Below are 18746 nucleotides of genomic sequence, written 5' to 3'. Positions count from 1 at the left end.
GAACTCTTACCTGTTTGATAACAAATCCATCAGGAATAGGACGATGAAGATTTATTTGAACTTTCCCCAATTTGGGTAAATTTATTTGCCACCCAGTCAAAGGATTGCTTCTAAATTGAGGAAATAATAAAGACTTCATTTGTCCGTATTTCTTGAATCTTGGAAAACCAAACCCTCTATTACGGAAAAAGTCCCAAGCGTCATGAAGCCTTTTTACATTAGTTTGCAAGACTTGACTTGGAACCTTCCCTAAGAATGGAAATACTTTCTTGGCTTTCGGTAATTGATTTTGTTGCTGATGATAACTTGGAAATGGGTAATCAGCAGCCATGATATATTCTGACTCTAAGCTACACCGATCTATTGGACACTTCTTAGAAGCAATCCAATCTTTTAGTTCTCGCAAAGCATAGTTATAAGAACGGCGACAAGTTTCTAGCCATTCATCTAACAACGCCTCTTGTTCGCTATCAGGATAAATTCGGTACGAGTAGTTCAAAGTCAGCATAAATATATGTTAGCACAGAACAAGCAATATGCTAACATATATTTATCGGACAAGGTCGATGCTCTCGCACGTTAATATATTGGTCAGGCTGTATCCCAGGGCAATCGCATTAAAATTTCAGACCCCCGATCTGGTAAGGATTTTGAGTTTCAAGCGATCGCCTACAGAGATCGCGGAACTATTGACCCTAACTGTCTTTCAAAAATTAAATGCGATTGCCCTGGGCTGTATCCCGACCCTAAACGGCAGTTTAGGGTCGGGATACAGCCAAGACCAAACTGCCTCAACATTGGCGGTACTCACCGTTCGGCTGAGCTCACGGCCGAAGCCTTTGGTTCGACTTGTGCTGAGCTTGCGTTGCCCTGAGCTTGCCGAAGGGTCGAAGTATGCGTCCGCCTCGTTTATAGGGCGGGACTTAGCCGACATTTAAGTTAAAGTAATAGAGAAGTCAATAATTAAGCTGAGGTTATTCTCCGACCATGAACAACCGTTAAAGGTATATCCTAGTTTAATTTAGTAGCTAATGAAGCTCATGACCAATCCGCGCTGACGTTTTTACACGACCTCACACAAGATGAAAACGCTCCAATTCCTAACGCAACACTTAGAGAAACTACGACAACAGTACCAAAACAGTCGTGGTTTATCCTCAAAGGAGGGGAAGACTACAGCCCCAAAGAAATCATCAACTGCTCCCCAGTCGTCGAATTGGCTCGCAAAACTACACAAATCTCAGTCTATCAGAAACATCCACCCGCCTGTGATGTGGGGGTTAGCTGTGGTATCTCTGACCAGTGTAATCGGTTATCGCTTCTACAACCAACCTCAGCTATCGGTGGGAACCGTTTCCCCAATTAGGATTATTGCACCAAACAATGGCACTTTTGAAGATGTCCAAACCACAGAAGAAAAACGCAAAGAAGTTCGCACAGGCATTGTTCCCGTCCTACAAAGGGATATACAATTAACCACCCAACTTAAATTAGACTTAACAGAAACTATTGAGGAGATTGAACAATTACGGCAACAAACCGCCCCTTTCCCCTTCATTGACCCTAAAATCATTCCCCTCTCGACCCAACAATATTTACGAACTGCCACCGAAAAAGACTGGCAAACCATCGTCACAGGATTAACCACAGGGGGGAAGGCCGCCTCCTTATCTCAAAAAAACCAAGAATTACAACCCTCCTTAAAAACAGCGATCGCCCAATTAGACAAGTATGGTCAAACCACCTCAACTGCGACCCTCAAAGGGCTTCTAGAGACGATTAAACAGTCTCGTCAACGGTATGTCAAAGCCACCTCAAAAACGGCTGGTTTAAAGCTTTCTCCTCTGAGTCCCGAACTGATCGGACTCTCCTTAAACCTGGATGATCAGACCTGGAATAAAACCCAAAAAACCTTAATAACCACGTTACAGAAAATTTTAACCCAAGGAATTCCCCCAGGAATGCCGGATTATTTGCTAACAGATATCATTGCCATTCAGTTAGACAGTTCCCTGTCCCCTTCGGCCCTGCAAATGGCCACGGGACTGTTGATGAAAATTGTACAAAATCAGCATAATTTAACGGTAGATAAGGAAGAAACGAAGCGAAGGGCAGAACAAGCGGCCCAAGCGGTTGAACCTGTAATTGTCGAAGTCAAGGCCGGCGATGTGATCGTTGAAGCGGGAGAAACCATTACCCAAGAAGAATTTGTCCTCCTTGACAGTTTCCAACTCAGTCGCAGGGGTATTAATTGGCTGGGGTTGGGGGTGTCTGCGATCTTGGTAGGGGGGACAGTGACTGGTTTTTGTGTCATCAGTAATCGTCTACACCGTCCCATGCGTCGGCGAGATCATCTGCTGTTGTGTTTGTTGAGTTTAAGTACGCCTCTGCTGGGAATTTTTAATTTAGGCTATACTAACCTACCCGCCGTGGGGTTACTCACCAGTAGCTTTTATGGCCCTACCCTGGCTGTAACCCAAGTCATTTTTTTAAGTGGTTTATCGACCTTTGCTGCCGCTACTATTAATTGGAGTTATGTTTTGGCCGGAACTGCGGGGGGACTCTTGGCCGCTTTTATGGCCGGGCGACTGCGTTCACGGGATGAATTAGCCCGTTTAGGGGGTGCAATTGGTCTTTTACAAGGTAGTCTATACTTTTTAGGTTATTTAATTGCGGCACCAGTGGCGGGAACTATCTGGTCGGCGATTTTGCCGGGGGCCATTCTTTATGGGTTATCGGGCATGGCCTGGAGTGTCATGGCCTTGGGCATTTCCCCTTATTTAGAACGGATTTTTGATTTAGTTACGCCTATTCGTTTAGTGGAACTGGCTAATCCTAATTGTACTCTGTTGAAACGCTTGGCAATGGAAACCCCTGGCACTTTTCAGCATACTTTGTTTGTGGCTTGTTTAGCGGAGGCGGCTGCCCGTGAATTACACTGTAATGTGGAATTGGTTAGGGCGGGGACTTTGTATCATGATATTGGCAAAATGCACGATCCTTTAGGGTTTATTGAAAATCAAATGGGTGCGCCGAATAAACATGATGAAATGAATGATCCTTGGGCCAGTATCGAGATTATTAAAAAGCACGTTTCTGAAGGGTTAGTTATGGCGAATAAGTATGGACTGCCTCGCGTTATTCGTGATTTTATCCCTGAACATCAAGGTACTTTGCTTATTTCCTATTTTTATTATCAGGCAAAACAAGAGGCGGAAAGAAACGGAACGGGACCCATTTCTGAAGCAGATTTTCGTTATGTTGGCCCGGTTCCTCAGTCACGAGAAACGGGTATTCTTATGTTGGCCGACGGCTGTGAGGCGGCATTACGGTCGTTAAAAGAAGCGACTCCAGAAACGGCATTGGCGATGATTCATAAGATTTTTAAGGCCCGTTGGCGGGATGATCAATTAACAGATTGTGGCATTAAATATGAGGAGTTGCCAATCATTGCTGAGGTTTTTGTTAAGGTATGGCAGCAATTTCACCATCAACGCATCGTTTATCCTAAAGGTGCTTTGGAACATCAAAGCACCAGTAAATCCAATTAAAATGTTATGATCTTTATTGTCAGCTTATCTACCCTGTAGGGGCAATTCATGAATTGCTTCTACATAAATGGCCTAATTAAACTGAATTTGCTATTAGATCAGATTATATTTGCTTTTGGTTGTTAATCTATGTTGTTGAAAATTTCACTGATTATCCGTTATAGTATTCTTGGCTTGTTGATTACTTTCTTAACTGCTTGTACTGGCATTAATGGCTTAGAAAATCGTTTATCTCCTAACCCTGAATTACAAAAAAAATCTCAACAAACTGAATTATCTCAAGCAAAACTGCCTGAAAATTTTCCTACTATTATTCCTCAAGCTCCGAATTCAACTTTAAAAGAAGTGGCTGATAATACCACTGAAGATAAAGGTTTAACTCGTTGGTCATCTCAGGAAGACATTAACACAATTGTTGGTTTTTATCAAGAGCAGTTTAAGTCTAATTCTTGGGAAATTACCCAACCGTTTGATGCTAATAATAACATATTAGCGGCTCAGAAAGATGGATTAGAGGTCAAACTTTCTTTTCTTTCTGCTAATGATGGAACAGTAGACTATTCTCTAGAATATCAACGATTAAATTCTACCATAACAGCAACTCCATCAGACAGTCAACCCCCTTCTAACCCCTCTAATACGGCTGCAATTGTTAATTTTGAAAATATTCCTGATGCCTTAAGTTCCTATGTGCAAGAGGTTGCTAATTTGGGGGTTTTAAGTCTTGATAAAACAGGAAATAAAACCTTAAATGCGACTGAAATAATTAACCGTCGAACTTATGCTAGATGGTTAGTAGAAGCTTATAATAAATTCTATCAAAGTACGCCAGCAAAACAAATTAGGTTAGGGGTTAAAACCTCTCAACCTGCTTTTTCTGATGTTGCAGTTAATGATCCAGATTTTCCCATTATTCAAGGGTTAGCTGAAGCGGGTATTATTCCCTCTAGTTTAACTTCGGATAGTAGTGCTTCTTTGTTTCGTCCTAATGCACCTTTAACCAGAGAAGATTTAATTACTTGGAAAGTTCCTTTAGACATGGGAAAAGGTTTACCTAAAGCATCTCTTGATAGTATTAAAGAAACTTGGGGTTTTCAAGATACAGCGAAAATTGATGTTAAAGCAGTACAAGCTTTATATGCAGATTTTCAAAATAGTGAACAGTCTAATGTGCGTCGTGTCTTTGGTTATACTACCCTTTTTCAACCGAAAAAACCTGTTACTTTAGGAGAAGCTGCGGCTACTTTATGGTATTTTGGTTATCAAGGAGATGGACTTTCTGCTAAGGATGTTTTACAGAAATAGTGGGCAACTTTCAGCAATTTTTTATCAATAATTTCTATGCTCTTATTATGATTGATAAACGAGAATCTTTTATTCCCTATCGTCGCACAGATTTGATTAATTTGTGTCTTGAAGATGGGAAACTTCAAGGAGAAAATATTAAAATATTTAAGGAGTTTTGTGAGATTTTATCTGCTTTCTTTCATTTTCAGTTTCATGAAACCTTAGAAAGCATTAAAGATAATTATGTTGTATTTAATCCTAATACAGATATTCAACCCTTAAATAGTCCCAGTCTTCGAGATCATGAAGCTATGAAAAGTCAGGTTATTGATGGTTTTAATTATATGTTAGAAAGAGCTAATTATCAACAGTTACCAAATGACATTATTCAAAAGTCATTGGACAAAAAATCTTTAATTAATCTCAAGACAGAGGTTGATTTTAATGATTTTGAACAGTTTTTATGTTACTATTGTGGAGACATTGATGAAACAATTATAGTGAAAAAATTTGGCTTTTTTGAACGAGAAAAAATTGTTGATATTTTGGAAAGAGTCGTTTTATTAATTCACTTTAAAGGAGAGGGTTACTTTCAAGCAAAAGCTAAGAAAAATAAGCAACAAAAAGAGTTGAATTTTATTCCAGGAAAAATGTATCTTTATTTCTATAAAAATATACCAAAACTTGATATTGAGTTACTATTTCCTAATATTAAAACTAGCATGACTTTGAAAGATAGGTTATTATTTGGTGTACCAGCAATTGGAGCAGCAGTCCCCCTTCTTTTGAAAGCATTTCCTAATATTTTAATCATTATTGTTGCTATTTCTATTTTAATTAATGCTCCTTCAATAGTTGAATTTATTAAGGTTGAAAAAGAAAAAGTTCATGATATTATGCCTATTTTAGTGGCAACTTTATCCCTAACTATTACATTGGGGGGATTTGCTTTTAGACAGTATAATCAATATAAAAGTAAACAAATTAAGTTTCAAAAAGAAGTAAGTGATACTTTATTCTTTAAGAATTTAGCGAATAATGCTAGTGTTTTTCAAGCTTTAGCTGATATTGCAGAAGAAGAAGAATGTAAGGAAATTATTTTAGTTTATTATCATTTATTAACCAGTAAAGAAAAATTAAATCCTGAACAACTTGATCAGAAAATTGAACAATGGATGACGGAAAAGTTAGGAATTGATATTAATTTTGATATTCATGGGCCACTGAATAATTTACAGAATATTCATGGTAAAATTCTAACAGAAGAAAGTAATGAAAATGAGCAAAAAGATGTGCCAATTTTATCCTATGATGAGAAAGGGAATATTTTAATATTACCCTTGAAACAAGCAAGAATGGTAATTGATTATGTTTGGGATAATGCGTTTCAATATAATGGGTGTTAATTAAACTGAATAATTACAGCTAATGTAAAAAGAGCTTTATTATTTAAAAATAAAGAAGATTTTGTTACACTTCTAAGCTAATAATTATACTAAAATTGATTATAGAGATAATTGACCCTGATTGAAAACAATGTTAAACAATTCTACAATTATCAGTGTATCGTCTGAAATCATGAGTGGCAGTCCCGTTTTTGCTGGTACTAGAGTCCCAGTGCAAACTTTGTTAGATTATTTAAAAGCAGGAGAATCAATTGATGATTTTTTAGACGGTTTTCCCACTGTCACCAAAGAACAAGTGATTACCTTACTTGAAGAAGTTGAAAAACAACTAATTAGTAAGGTCGCTTAACATAAAAATACTGTTAGATGAATGTATTGATCGAAGACTAGCGAGAGACTTTAGTAATTATGAAGTGAAAACAGTTTCACAAATGGGATGGTCAGGCACAAAAAATGGTCAATTACTTACTCTTGCAGCAGCCGAATTCGATGTTTTTCTAACAGTTGCTCAAAATTTACCTTTTGAGCAAAATCTCCAACAATTTGCTCTTGCTATTATCGTTCTACGGACTTTTTCTAATCAATTGTCTGACTTAAAGCAATTAGTTCCCCAGATTATCTCTATCTTACGAACAGTCCCTAAAGGACAAGCAACAATTATTAGTCAATCCTAATTGATATCAGACTAGCAATTTTTAACCAATTCCCGTAAACTGTGATCTTTGAAACGCACCCTCATCAAAAACCAGTAAAATAACATGACCAATAACCCCATCAAACCCTTTTATTTCGATATTACAGACGAAGAAATTGACTTTTTCGCCGAGGAGTCAAAAAAAATTCTTAAGTCCGGTAGACTCATTTTAGGGGAAAATACGGCCGAATTTGAAAAAGCCTTTGCTGAATATGTTGGCACAAAACACGCGATCGCCGTTAATACGGGTTCATCGGGACTAGAAATCATTTTACGTCTCAAAAAAGCTGGAGGGACAACGGTTTTAGTCCCTACTAACACTAATTTTGCCACCGTGGCCGCCGTTTTAAGAGTCGGGGGACAGGTTCAATATTTGGACATGGACGAGAATACCTTTGCACCCTCTTTAGAGATGGTAAAAGAAGCTGTGGAAAAAGGGGCAAACCCGGCCATTTCTGGGGTGTTATGGGTACATATTGGAGGTGTTATTTCCGCTGAGTTTCCCCAAATTGTGGAATATTGCCACGAAAACGGCTTATTTGTCCTAGAGGATACTGCCCATGCTCACGGGAGTCAAATTAAGGGGGTACAGGCCGGAAATTTAGGAGATGGGGCCGCTTTTTCCTTCTTTCCTACCAAAATTATGACCACCTTTGAGGGAGGAATGATCACCCTTAACGACGATGAAGAAGATTATATCGCGCGATCGCTGAGAAACCAAGGTAAGCGAGGAATGGACTTTGGGGGTTTACATACGGACTTTGGAAATAGTACCCGTATTAGCGAAATTCATGCGGTTTTAGGGCGAATTCAGTTGGCTAAGTTACCAGAGATGATCAAGCGACGACAACGGTGTTATGAGTTAATTACAGCACCTTTGAGAGAGACAGGGATCAAATTTGTTTCGACAGATCACATGGACAGTGCCAGTCAATATAAATTAATGGTACTGCTACCGGAAGGAAAAACAGTCCAAGAGGTTAAAAACGCTTTAGCAGCAGAGGACATATTTTTAGGGGGAACAGTTTACGAAATACCCTGTCATTTACAACCCGTATTTAAGGATATGTGTCCCGAACAAAGTTTACCTCGCGCTGAATATTGGTGTCCGAATCATATTTGTCCCCCGTTGACATCAGGAATGACAGAAGAAGAAGCAAAAATTGTCGGAGAGGCATTAGTCAGACATTTAACTTAATACCAGACCATAACCGATAATAAAAGCAGTCCCCTAGAAAATAACTAGGGGAGATCAGAAAAATATTCTCTCTTTTGGAATTTAACCCATGAGTCAAACACCTATCACAGTAACTTACTCCTTAGAAGAAATCTTGAAGGAGATCAACAATAAGTTAGACAAGATTGATGAGAAATTTGAGGCCAAGTTTGAAAAATTTGAGGCGCAATTTGGTGCTAAATTTGACACCTTGCAAAAAGATGTGAATGATTTGAAGGTAGGACAAACGAGATTAGAAGAAAAATTGACAGGGGACATAAAAGCCCTGGAAGTCGAGGTCAAAGGAATTAATAAACGGTTAGACTCTCAAGAGTTTATTAATCGTTCTATCGCAGTTGGGTTGGTTTTGGCGATTGGGGCAGGGCTAATTAAGTTCTTTTTCCCCAATTTTCCCAACGTACCCCATTAATTGAGTTCTGAAACAAGCGATCGCATCGTTACAAAAATTATTCATTCAACAAACAGGCGATAACTTCCGTAAACCTGTTCAGCGATTGTCCCTAATTATTGAGTAAACTAGAACATGGAGATTTTCGTGAGCTTTTTGGGAACTCTAACAGAGTGAGCCATCAAAGAAAGGAATCATCATTTCTAAGCTAACCCTAGGGAAACTTAAGAAGCTCATCGTTGATTCCTTAAGTTGTTTTCTAGCCGAGTTAAACCGTGATCAGTCGCTGTTAACTCAATTATTACTTGCATTGCACCTAATTACTTTTGAATCCAATTACAACACCCAACTATGACGGAAATTGTTTCTATCCACTCCTATCGCGGTGGTACAGGAAAATCCAACATGACGGCTAACCTAGCAACAACTATGGCTATGTTAGGTAAGCGTGTTGGTATTGTCGATACAGACATTCAATCACCCGGTATTCACATTCTTTTTCGCCTCGATGAAACAAAAATTCAGAAAACTCTCAATGATTATCTTTGGGATGACTGTGAAGCTGAACAAATCGCTTATGATGTAAGTTATGTTCTAACCGATCCCAATACACAAGTTAATAGCCCCAATGGCAAAATTTTCCTGATTCCTTCTAGTATGAAAAGTGAAGATATTGCCACAATTCTTAGTGAAGGATATGACGTAGAACTCCTACAACGGGGGTTTTATGAAGTTAGCGAGGCCTTTGATTTAGACTATCTTTTTGTAGACACTCACCCTGGTTTAAACGAAGAAACTTTGCTTGCTATTGGACTTTCTAGTACCCTGGTAATTCTTTTGCGTCCTGATCAACAAGACTATTTAGGAACAGCCGTTATTGTGGAAGTTGCCAGAGAATTAGAAGTGCCAAAAATGCTGCTTGTGGTTAATAAAGCATTGCCTGATTTTGACTTTGGTATTCTCAAAGATAAAGTCCATGAAACTTATCAATTACCTGTGGCGGGAATTCTTCCCCTCTCAACAGAAATGCTGCGTTTAGGTAGTCAAGGACTGTTTTGTTTACATCATCCTGACCACTCTTTAACTAAGGAAATACAACGAATTGTCTCCCATATTCAAGGCTCAATTTAGAGGACATTATTATGACTAAATCCTCCCAAGATGAGTCGTCTCGTTCCTCTGGTTTAACCTTCCGCGATTTCCAAAAACTTCCAGATCCACAACAACATTTAATTAACTGGATTCGTCGTCAAAATCAAGCTAGTTTACTCGATGTTGCCATTCATATTTGTCAAGATGAAGAAACAGCTTTGAAATGTCTAGAACCTTTAGTTAAAAAAGGTTTTTTAGAAGAAACTATCGAAGAAGATGAACGCTATTATCGAGTTACTTATCCCCCAAAACGGGGACAATCTTTGTTTAAAAAACTGGCCGAAAAAAAGAAAGCCTCAACAGAGTCTCAAGAAGAATCTGAAACTGACACAATTGATTAATTATTGCTCATTTTACCCGGTTGAAATCCCATGTTAGCTACCATTCCTGAAAAGTTTATGCACAGGGTCAGATGGTTTCTGGCCTGCGGTTGGCTGATTCTTATTTTTTCCCTCTTTTATGACCCAATTTCTCCTTGGTTAACTGATAGTAATACCCATTGGAGTCCTTTTAAAATTAATCCTGATGCTTGTATTACGGTTCAAGGAGTTTGTTTAGAACAAGAACCATATTATTTAGGTGCGTCTTTATTTTGGGGCTTAATTGTTCCTAGTGGCGTGTTTATGTTGTTAGTTTTTGGTCATGAATTTTGGCGGAGAATTTGTCCTTTGGGGTTCATGTCTCAACTGTTTCGTTCTTTAGGAAAACAACGACAACGGAAACGGGTTGATCCCAATACCGGACAAACTCACTATGAATTAGTGAAAATAAAGGCTGATTCTTGGTTGGGAAAAAATGCCTTAAAACTGCAATTGGCCTTGTTATATATTGGAGTTTGTGGCCGTCTTTTATTCTATGATTCTAATCGCACTATTTTAGGTGTTTTCTTATTATTGACCATTGCTTCTGCTATTCTCGTTGGTTATCTTTATGGGGGAAAAACTTGGTGTCAATATTTCTGTCCTATGGCCCCTGTACAAGAGTTTTATGGGGAACCGAGAGGACTTCTTAATAGTGTGGCCCATGAAGGAAAAACAACGGCAATTACTCAATCTATGTGTCGTCGTCAAAACGCTGATGGAACAGAAACCAGTGCTTGTGTTGCTTGTAATAGTCCTTGTATTGATATTGACGCAGAACGTTCCTATTGGGATGCTATTAAAAAGCCTGACTATAAGTTTCTTTACTACAGTTATGCGGGTTTAGTCGTCGGTTTTTTCCTTTATTATTATCTTTATTCAGGCAGTTGGGCTTATTTATTATCTGGTGCTTGGACTCATCAAAAAAATCAATTAGAACTCTTATTCTCCCCAGGATTTTATCTTTTTAATACCCCCATTCCTATCCCCAGATTAATTGCTGCACCCTTAACAGTTGGGTTATTTAGTGCTTTGGGATATTTTGTCGGCATTCAATTAGAAAAACTCTACAAAACCTATCAGTTTAAAAATAATCCTATCCTAACGCCTCAACAGTTACAACACCAAGTTTTTACCTTAACAACTTTTTGGGTTTTTAATTTTTTCTTTATTTTTGCGGGACGTTCTTATATTGGGAAGTTTCCCATTCAAGTACAATATTTGTTTAATATCTCATTAGTTTTAACCAGTACGTTATGGTTATATCGTACTTGGGGAAGAAGTCTAGAACGTTATTCCCGTGAAAGTTTAGCTAGTCGTTTACGACAACAGTTAACCCGCTTACAGGTTGATGTTTCTCGCTTCTTAGAAGGTCGTTCTATTGACTTATTAACCGCAGACGAAGTTTATGTGTTAGCCAAGATTTTACCTGGTTTTACTGGTGATAAACGTCTAGAAGCGTACAAAGGAATTTTGCGAGATTCTTTAGAAGAAGGTTATGTTAACACAGCAAGTAGTTTAGAAGTTCTGCAACAAATGCGCCAAGAATTAGGCATTAGTGAACAAGAACACTTAACTATATTAACAGAATTAGGGGTAGAAGATCCAGATTTATTAGACCCAAATCAAAAGCGTTCCCGTGAAAATCAATTGCGTTTACAAACCTTCCGTCAACGCATTCGGGGAATGGTTGGTAGTAAACGAAGACGGGGGGCCAAAGGGTTAGGACGGGAATTATTAAAGGTGGTAAAAAAGGAAAAAGCCATTGGTGATGTATTAGATAAAGAAGGGGGAACAGTTGAATCTTTATCACGAGAATATGGTATTACCTTAGAAGAAGAGAAACAAATTATTGCTAATTTAGATGGAGAATCTCAACTCGAACGTCGTAGTGATATTCTCTTACATCAATTACAAGATTTACAAGATATTGAACTCGCATTGTTACATCCTCCTGCTACTTTAGCTATTCCTCATTTAAGGACTGGTTTAGAGATTTTGCGGTCTACAGTTTCCCAAAAACAACGGGTTATTGCTAAGGGAGTTCTCAAGATTTTGGAACAATGGGACTCAGGAACCGAAGCAACTCGTATTGTGTTAGCATTAGCAAGTTTAACCCCTCATGTGTTACCAAATTTATTAGAAGATCATGAACAAAAATGGTCAGAAAGATTGAGTGACACTCATTTATCTCGTCTACAACAACAGTTAAAACAAGAAGGGCCAAAACCAGCTAAATTGTCTGATAAAGTGATGGCAAGTTACTTAGAAACTTTGCTCGCAGAACCAGATTCTTTAACCAAAACAGTGAGTCTTTATTTATTAGCAAAACTGGATAATGAACGGGGAAAACAACAGGCCCGTCAACTGTTAGATTCTTATTTAATGTTGAATCCTTCCCTGAAAGAAACCGCACAGCAAATCTTAGCTAATGCTGATGAACAAGAAACCAAAGTTGTCACACCCTTAGAACGATTATTGTATCTTTCTAGTTGTGATTTATTGAAGGCATTGAAAGCAGAAAGTTTAATGGAATTATCCTATCAAGTTCCTATAAAAGAGTATCAAAAATCTGATATAATTTGGGAACAAGGAGAAGTTTGCAAAGACTTATTGATGCTTTTAGATGGTCAAGTAGAGTCTCAACATCTCCAAGAAGATGAGACGGTTATTATGGAAGAAATTGAGCCAGTAAACCTCTTAAATGAGTTGGAAATTCTCGGTAATTTAGAAGCAATGGGAACCTGTATTGTAACTTCTCCTAAAGCATTTTTCTTGGTGATTGAAGGATCAATTTTTAATGAACTTCTCGCCCAAGATAAAGGATTTTCTCGTAAGGTAATTGAACAAGAAAGTCGTCGTTTACAACAGTTACAACAGTTAACCAATTCATAGTAAGATTATCAATTTAGCCATTCATCTAGGGAATTTAGAGAAAAATCAAACTACAATCATGCCATAATTAATCTTTGATAATGAGGTTGGGGAATGGGATCACCAAATTCTTGTGCGGTTTCAATCCATAATTGAATTGCTGCCTGAATATTTTCTAAAGCAGATATTTGAGTATTTCCATGAGCAACACAACCGGGTAATTCAGGCACTTCAACAATAAATACCTGATCTTCTTCACTCCAATACATGAATAATTGATATTTATACATAGCGTAAGTCCTGTACAATGTAGATAATGTTAGTTTAATTTATCTTCTATGACAACTACCCAAAGTATCCCCAAACTTCTCAGTTTTGATGATTATATCAACGACTATCCCGATGATGGCAAACAATATCAATTAATTGAAGGAAAATTAGTCGAAATGATGCGCCCTATTGGAAAACATGAAGAAATTGGCGGCTTTATCTCTTTTGAGTTAAGCTTAGAAATAGAAATCAGAAGGCTAAAGTTACCCTATTTCATTCCTAATACTGCTGCTATTAAACCTAATCGGCCTAATACGGGCTATGTTCCTGATATTATTGTCTTGGATCGGGAAAACTTAGTCAATGATCCTTATTGGGAAAAAGCATCTTCAATTTCTCTGGGAAAATCAGCTAAATTAGTGATTGAAATTGTTAGTTCTAATTGGCGCGATGATTACCTAAAAAAATTCGATGATTATGAAGAATTAGGGATTAAAGAATATTGGATTATTGATTATTTAGCTAAAGGTTCAGCCAGATATATTGGCAGCACCAAAGAACCTACTATTTCAATTTATCAGTTAATTAATGGAGAATATCAAGTTAGTTTGTTTAAAGGAGAAGAAAATATTACTTCTTCGATTTTTCCAGAATTATTGTTGACAGCAAACCAAATTTTTCAGGCAGAAAGCCGTCTTTAATTATTGAGTAAGGGAGTTAAACGATGTTAATTGCTTTTGATTTTTGGTCATAATGGGATTATTTACGTTGTTGTGCATTAGTATACGCGGGATCATGTTCTGCAAAACTCAAGATAAAAACTCGTTTCGGGGCTGGAGATTGATAAATTCGATAAACTAACCGATAAGCTATACCATTCCACTCAATTTCTAATGCACGACAATTAGTTAACTTTCCTGATAAGGTATGATTGGGAATAGTAGAGGTTTGATAAGGATCAAGGGCAAGTATTCGCTGATAATTAACAAAATCTTCCCTCAGTTCTCTAGGGAGTTGGGGTAAATCCTGAGAATTAATTAATTTGTGAACTTTAATCAGATATCTGGGTTTGATAACCACGTTTTTGTAACCAATGATTTAAAGATTCTTCATTAATTTCATCTTCTTGATCAAGAGTTGTAATCCATTGTTCAGACTTATCTAAATCATTGAGGCGTTCTATCGCTTTCTTTTCTGCTGAAATCAAGGAATCTATCGGCACTTTTTCGGCAATATAAGCCATCAAATCTAGTTTTTCTGGTAAACTTAAGCGATCAATTTCGTTTTTAAGAGTTTGGAGATTAAGGCTAGTCATAATTATAACAGGCATTTATCACTTAATAATAACTTAAGTATAGTTGAAAATATTATTTTGTCGGGATTCTTTGACCTAAAAATTCATTGATTTCTCAATGTCTGGGAATTGATGACACTTTTTGAACAGTTTCCTAAGCAGTTTAAACATCCCTTAACCCAGAATCGTGTCACAATATAAACAAAAATGTCACTATAATAACGGAGAGGAATATGGTTGCAACCCCAATCAAAACAGAGAAACGCCTAACCATACAAACTGCGGATATTGCTCAAGATACTAGCACAATTCGCTCCCTAGACTGGGATAGAGATCGCTTTGATATCGAGTTTGGACTCCAAAACGGAACCACTTACAACTCTTATATCATTCGTGGGGATAAAATTGCCTTAGTAGACACTTCTCACGCCAAATTCCGTCAGCTATACTTAGAGACGTTAACGGGATTAATCGACCCCAAAACCATTGATTATCTGGTCATCAGTCACACAGAACCGGATCACAGTGGTTTAGTCAAGGATATCTTAGCACTTGCGCCCCAAATTACCATTGTCGGGTCTAAAGTTGCCATCCAATTTTTAGAGGACTTTGTACACCAACCTTTTGAACGTATTTTAGTTAAAAGTGGGGAGTCTTTAGACTTAGGGAAAGGTCATGTTTTAGAATTTGTTAGTGCGCCTAATTTACATTGGCCTGACACCATTTTAACCTATGACAAAGGGACAGAAACCCTCTTTACTTGTGATGTCTTTGGAATGCACTATTGTTCCCATAGTCTCTATGATGAACATTTAGACGCGATCGCCCCAGACTATCACTTCTATTATGAGTGTTTAATGGGGCCTAATGCTCGGTCTGTTCTCTCTGCAATGAAGCGAATGGACACATTAGGAGAAATTACCACCGTTGCCAATGGACACGGCCCTCTATTGCGCTATAATGTTCATGAGTTAGTAGAACGCTATCGCACTTGGAGTGAGGAACAAAGCAAAGCCGAGAAAAGTGTGGCTGTGTTTTATGTTTCTGACTACGGATACAGCGATCGCCTTTCCCAAGCCATTGCTAAAGGTATTACTAAAGCAGGGGTTGCGGTTGAAATGGTGGATCTTAAATCTGCTGATCCCCAAGATGTGAATGAAGTTGTTAGTCGTTCTGCGGGAATTGTGATCGGAATGCCTCCCTTAGAAGGCAGTCACAACAAGGAAACTACCAGTAATATAGGAACCATTATTGCTGCGGTAAAAGATAAGCAATATGTGGGTTTATTTGAGTCTTATGGGGGAAATGACGAACCAATTGATCCCTTATTAACCAAGTTCCGAGAAGCAGGTTTAGGTCAAGGGTTTAAGTCCATTCGTGTTAAGGATATCCCAACAGAAGGCATTTATCAACTCTGTGAAGAAGCTGGAACCGACTTAGGCCAAACTTTAACCCTAGATCGCAAAGTTAAACAACGCAAATCTTTAGATACGGACTTAGATAAGGCGATTGGTCGCATTAGTGGCGGCTTATATATTCTAACAGCAACCAAAGGAGAAATCAAGGGGGCGATGTTAGCTTCTTGGGTGACACAAGCAAGTTTTGATCCTCCTGGGTTTACGGTTTCCGTGGCCAAAGATCGTGCGATAGAATCATTAATGCAGGTGGGAGATAGCTTCCTTTTAAACATCCTGGAAGAAGGGAAATATCAACCCTTAATGAAGCATTTTCTCAAACGGTTTCCCCCTGGTGCAGATCGTTTTGAAGGAATAAACATCCAAACGGCTAATAATGGATCACCAATTTTAGTTGATGCTTTAGCTTATTTAGAGTGTGAAGTGGTGAGTCGAATGGAGTGTAATGATCATTGGGTTGTTTATAGTAAAGTGACCAATGGACGAGTCTCAAACCCCGATGGTTTAACCGCAATTCATCACCGAAAAGTAGGCAATTACTATTAAACTGGTAGGGTGGGCAATGCCCACCTTTTTTTTGATTATTTTTTGTTATAAATACTATAAAGCAAGAGTATATCTTAATGCGTTACTAACTGTTTCCATTGATATTGAACCGATGATCCGATAAACCGCATTTAATGTAATCGTCGCTAAATTATCAGTCATAATCACCGAATCTGTCAATAAACCTGATTGTTGTCCTTCATGAGAATTGATTAAAATAGTAACACGACTAGAATGGCCAGCACGAGACATTTTACTGGTAATCATCGCAATAATTACTTGATTCAAATTAGTTTGTAAATTATCTGCTTGAACAATAAGTGCAGGTCGTTGTTTAGCGGTTATGAGGTCAGAATTTGGAAATAATACAAGGACAATATCACCTCGCCTAATCATGAGATTTTGTTCCATCATAATCATCATATATACTCATTTCTTCACTATTCCAATCATCGGCAAAACTAGCAAGATTTTCTCTTAAAATTTGTGCTTCTTGTGGATCAATTTCTTGTTCCTGTAAATTGATTTTACTAGAATCAATAAACGTAACAATGACTTTTGTCCCTTCTGGTATATTCTTAGGTTTTTGGGTCAGTTTTATTTGACCATTACGATAGATCCCTTCATAGTTAGTGAGCATTTTTTACTCCTTAATTTTTAATGATTCGGCTAAAGGTGAATTTATTTGTATTTCATGTTGCTTTAATATCTCTGATAATTTTGGAGATTTTGTTGTTTCAGTAATCAAATAATGTCTTGATAAGTTTTTATCTAACATATTAGATTCTAGAATCTTGTGTATTTGAGACAAATGATTAAATTGATTATTCATAGAATAAAAATGTGATTTTTCTACTTATACCTATTTTAGTACATAAAAACCACAATTTTAAGTTAACTGTAAAAAATTAATATTTTTTTTGTATTGTTGATAATATTTTCCTCGTACTCCTCCTCAAAAATCATACTCATCTAACATTTCATCATCTTGGTATATTATTGTGTTATCTTTCATGATAAATCAAAAATATACTAAAATGCCCTATAATATGGATTATCATGAAATAAATTATCAAATCAATTGCCAATGAAACATTATTTAGTTTATAGTCAACTGTCACAAAAACCTGATTCCGCACATGAACATCTTGATGTCATGTGTGCCAATTCTGTCGCTAATCTTGGCTATCCTTCCATTTTAGCTTATCCAGAGAAACAAACATCAGGATTTAATTTATTCCCTTTACTATCTCCCTTTAAACCCAAAAAACCTGCTCAAAGCTTGGTAGAATTTTATGATGTTCAAGATAAATTAAAGGTTTTACTCCTATCCATTCCTCAAATAATTGATAAAGGAATTAATCGTCTAAATCTTAGTACCTTAGTCTGTAAATATTATTTGCCAATTCATCTAAAAAATAATATTCAGGCAGTTCATACAAGAGACTGGAATTTTGCTAAAGCTGCTGTTAAGAACCAGATTCCAACCATTTTTGAAAGCCATTACTTTGCAGAAAGTCCTTTCGATCAAGACATTGTTAACAACCCTTATTTTAGAGTAATTATTACTCAATCAGAATTAACCAGACAAAGCATAATTGATGCAGGAATGCCAGCAGATAAAGCAATTTGGTTACATAATGGATTTAACCAATCTTTTCTAGAAAGGTATCCAGAAGATGCCCAAAAATGGCGCAATGAATTATTAAAAAATGACCGTCAATACCTAGTAATTTATTCTGGTGCATTATATCCTTTCAAGGGAGTTGATTTGTTAATTGATGTTGCTAAAGAATTACCGAATATTCAATTTTGTGTTACAGGAGGAACAGAAGAACAAGTTAAGCATTATCGACAATTATCCCAAGATAAACAAGTTAATAATATAAATTTTTTGGGTTGGATTGTACCGCGATCGCGTCTTGTTAGTTTATTCCAAGCTGCGGATATTTTAGCACATCCTCACCTATCAGGAAAGTCAGCAAATTTCACTAATCCTGTCAAATTTTTTCAATATTTAGCATCAGGAACCCCCCTTGTTTCTACAGAAATTCCTCCCTTAATGTACTTTAAAAATACTGTTCCTGTTGGGGTTTGGTGCGAACCGGATAATCCGATTATTTTTGCCGAGTCAATTGAAAAAGCATTGAAAATGTATCCTAGAAAAATAGGAGGGTATCAGGAAAATATCGAGTATGGGAAAGAATTTTCTTGGGAAAAACGAGCAGAAAAAATTTTAAAATATGTTCCTGAATTAATGATTGAGTAAAGAT

At 37.2% G+C, this 18746-nt stretch carries 19 protein-coding genes; 13 read left to right on the top strand and 6 right to left on the bottom strand.

Annotation, left to right across the window (positions count from 1 at the left end; all coding sequences use genetic code 11):
* A partial coding sequence (locus VB691_RS18695; RefSeq protein ID WP_323293031.1) for a transposase occupies positions 1–508 on the bottom strand: 508 nt, incomplete at its 3' end.
* A gap of 574 nt (positions 509–1082) precedes the next feature.
* On the opposite strand from VB691_RS18695, the gene VB691_RS18690 reads away from it, so the two are divergent.
* From VB691_RS18690 to VB691_RS18645, 10 genes are all read left to right on the top strand, one after another.
* The gene (locus tag VB691_RS18690) at positions 1083–3551 is read left to right on the top strand and encodes an HD family phosphohydrolase (RefSeq protein ID WP_323293030.1); all 2469 of its coding nucleotides are present in this window, start codon (positions 1083–1085) and stop codon (positions 3549–3551) included.
* Positions 3552–3680: 129 nt separating this feature from the next.
* The gene (locus VB691_RS18685; RefSeq protein ID WP_323293029.1) at positions 3681–4856 is read left to right on the top strand and encodes an S-layer homology domain-containing protein; all 1176 of its coding nucleotides are present in this window, start codon (positions 3681–3683) and stop codon (positions 4854–4856) included.
* 47 nt (positions 4857–4903) lie between these two features.
* On the top strand, positions 4904–6244 hold the full coding sequence (locus VB691_RS18680; protein WP_323293028.1) for a TMEM143 family protein: 1341 nt from the start codon (positions 4904–4906) through the stop codon (positions 6242–6244).
* 130 nt (positions 6245–6374) lie between these two features.
* Positions 6375–6593: a DUF433 domain-containing protein gene (locus tag VB691_RS18675; RefSeq protein WP_323293027.1), complete on the top strand. Its 219-nt coding sequence runs from the start codon at positions 6375–6377 to the stop codon at positions 6591–6593.
* Between the two features lie 64 nt (positions 6594–6657).
* On the top strand, positions 6658–6918 hold the full coding sequence (locus VB691_RS18670) for a hypothetical protein (RefSeq protein WP_416245286.1): 261 nt from the start codon (positions 6658–6660) through the stop codon (positions 6916–6918).
* 84 nt (positions 6919–7002) lie between these two features.
* Positions 7003–8136 (top strand): DegT/DnrJ/EryC1/StrS family aminotransferase, encoded by a 1134-nt coding sequence (locus tag VB691_RS18665; protein ID WP_323293026.1) that lies wholly within the window; start codon positions 7003–7005, stop codon positions 8134–8136.
* An 88-nt stretch (positions 8137–8224) separates the two neighbouring features.
* A complete protein-coding gene (locus VB691_RS18660) occupies positions 8225–8584 on the top strand; it encodes a hypothetical protein (RefSeq protein WP_323293025.1) in 360 nt (119 codons plus the stop codon).
* Positions 8585–8914: 330 nt separating this feature from the next.
* Positions 8915–9694 carry a MinD/ParA family protein gene (locus VB691_RS18655; protein ID WP_323293024.1) on the top strand — a complete coding sequence of 260 codons (780 nt, stop codon included), beginning with the start codon at positions 8915–8917 and terminating at the stop codon, positions 9692–9694.
* An 11-nt stretch (positions 9695–9705) separates the two neighbouring features.
* A complete protein-coding gene (locus tag VB691_RS18650; RefSeq protein WP_323293023.1) occupies positions 9706–10056 on the top strand; it encodes a hypothetical protein in 351 nt (116 codons plus the stop codon).
* A 30-nt stretch (positions 10057–10086) separates the two neighbouring features.
* Positions 10087–12969 (top strand): 4Fe-4S binding protein, encoded by a 2883-nt coding sequence (locus tag VB691_RS18645; RefSeq protein ID WP_323293022.1) that lies wholly within the window; start codon positions 10087–10089, stop codon positions 12967–12969.
* Between the two features lie 56 nt (positions 12970–13025).
* On the opposite strand, the gene VB691_RS18640 is transcribed toward VB691_RS18645, so the two are convergent.
* The gene (locus VB691_RS18640; RefSeq protein ID WP_323293021.1) at positions 13026–13238 is read right to left on the bottom strand and encodes a type II toxin-antitoxin system HicB family antitoxin; all 213 of its coding nucleotides are present in this window, start codon (positions 13236–13238) and stop codon (positions 13026–13028) included.
* A 48-nt stretch (positions 13239–13286) separates the two neighbouring features.
* Between VB691_RS18640 and VB691_RS18635 the strand changes: the two genes are divergently transcribed.
* Entirely contained in the window at positions 13287–13919 is a 633-nt protein-coding gene (locus VB691_RS18635; protein ID WP_323293020.1) for a Uma2 family endonuclease, read from the top strand.
* A 58-nt stretch (positions 13920–13977) separates the two neighbouring features.
* On the opposite strand, the gene VB691_RS18630 is transcribed toward VB691_RS18635, so the two are convergent.
* The gene (locus VB691_RS18630; RefSeq protein ID WP_323293019.1) at positions 13978–14298 is read right to left on the bottom strand and encodes a hypothetical protein; all 321 of its coding nucleotides are present in this window, start codon (positions 14296–14298) and stop codon (positions 13978–13980) included.
* Complete coding sequence (locus tag VB691_RS18625) at positions 14270–14533, bottom strand: hypothetical protein (RefSeq protein ID WP_323293018.1); 264 nt, start codon at positions 14531–14533, stop codon at positions 14270–14272. The genes VB691_RS18630 and VB691_RS18625 overlap by 29 nt, the downstream gene beginning before the upstream one ends.
* A 212-nt stretch (positions 14534–14745) precedes the next feature.
* On the opposite strand from VB691_RS18625, the gene VB691_RS18620 reads away from it, so the two are divergent.
* Complete coding sequence (locus VB691_RS18620) at positions 14746–16473, top strand: diflavin flavoprotein (protein ID WP_323293017.1); 1728 nt, start codon at positions 14746–14748, stop codon at positions 16471–16473.
* Between the two features lie 54 nt (positions 16474–16527).
* Here VB691_RS18620 and VB691_RS18615 read toward each other — a convergent pair whose 3' ends face one another.
* Positions 16528–16869, bottom strand: coding sequence for a type II toxin-antitoxin system PemK/MazF family toxin (locus VB691_RS18615; protein WP_323293016.1), 342 nt, complete (start codon positions 16867–16869; stop codon positions 16528–16530).
* Positions 16862–17113: a hypothetical protein gene (locus VB691_RS18610; protein ID WP_323293015.1), complete on the bottom strand. Its 252-nt coding sequence runs from the start codon at positions 17111–17113 to the stop codon at positions 16862–16864. The genes VB691_RS18615 and VB691_RS18610 overlap by 8 nt, the downstream gene beginning before the upstream one ends.
* A gap of 447 nt (positions 17114–17560) precedes the next feature.
* Here VB691_RS18610 and VB691_RS18605 point away from each other — a divergent pair, with 447 nt between their 5' ends.
* Complete coding sequence (locus tag VB691_RS18605; protein WP_323293014.1) at positions 17561–18742, top strand: glycosyltransferase; 1182 nt, start codon at positions 17561–17563, stop codon at positions 18740–18742.
* Positions 18743–18746: the final 4 nt, after the last annotated feature.

This window comes from Crocosphaera sp. XPORK-15E, from assembly GCF_034931425.1.
Lineage (GTDB): Bacteria > Cyanobacteriota > Cyanobacteriia > Cyanobacteriales > Microcystaceae > UHCC-0190.
Note: the sequence above shows the minus strand (reverse complement) of the source record. Positions and strands in the feature narration are given on the sequence as shown.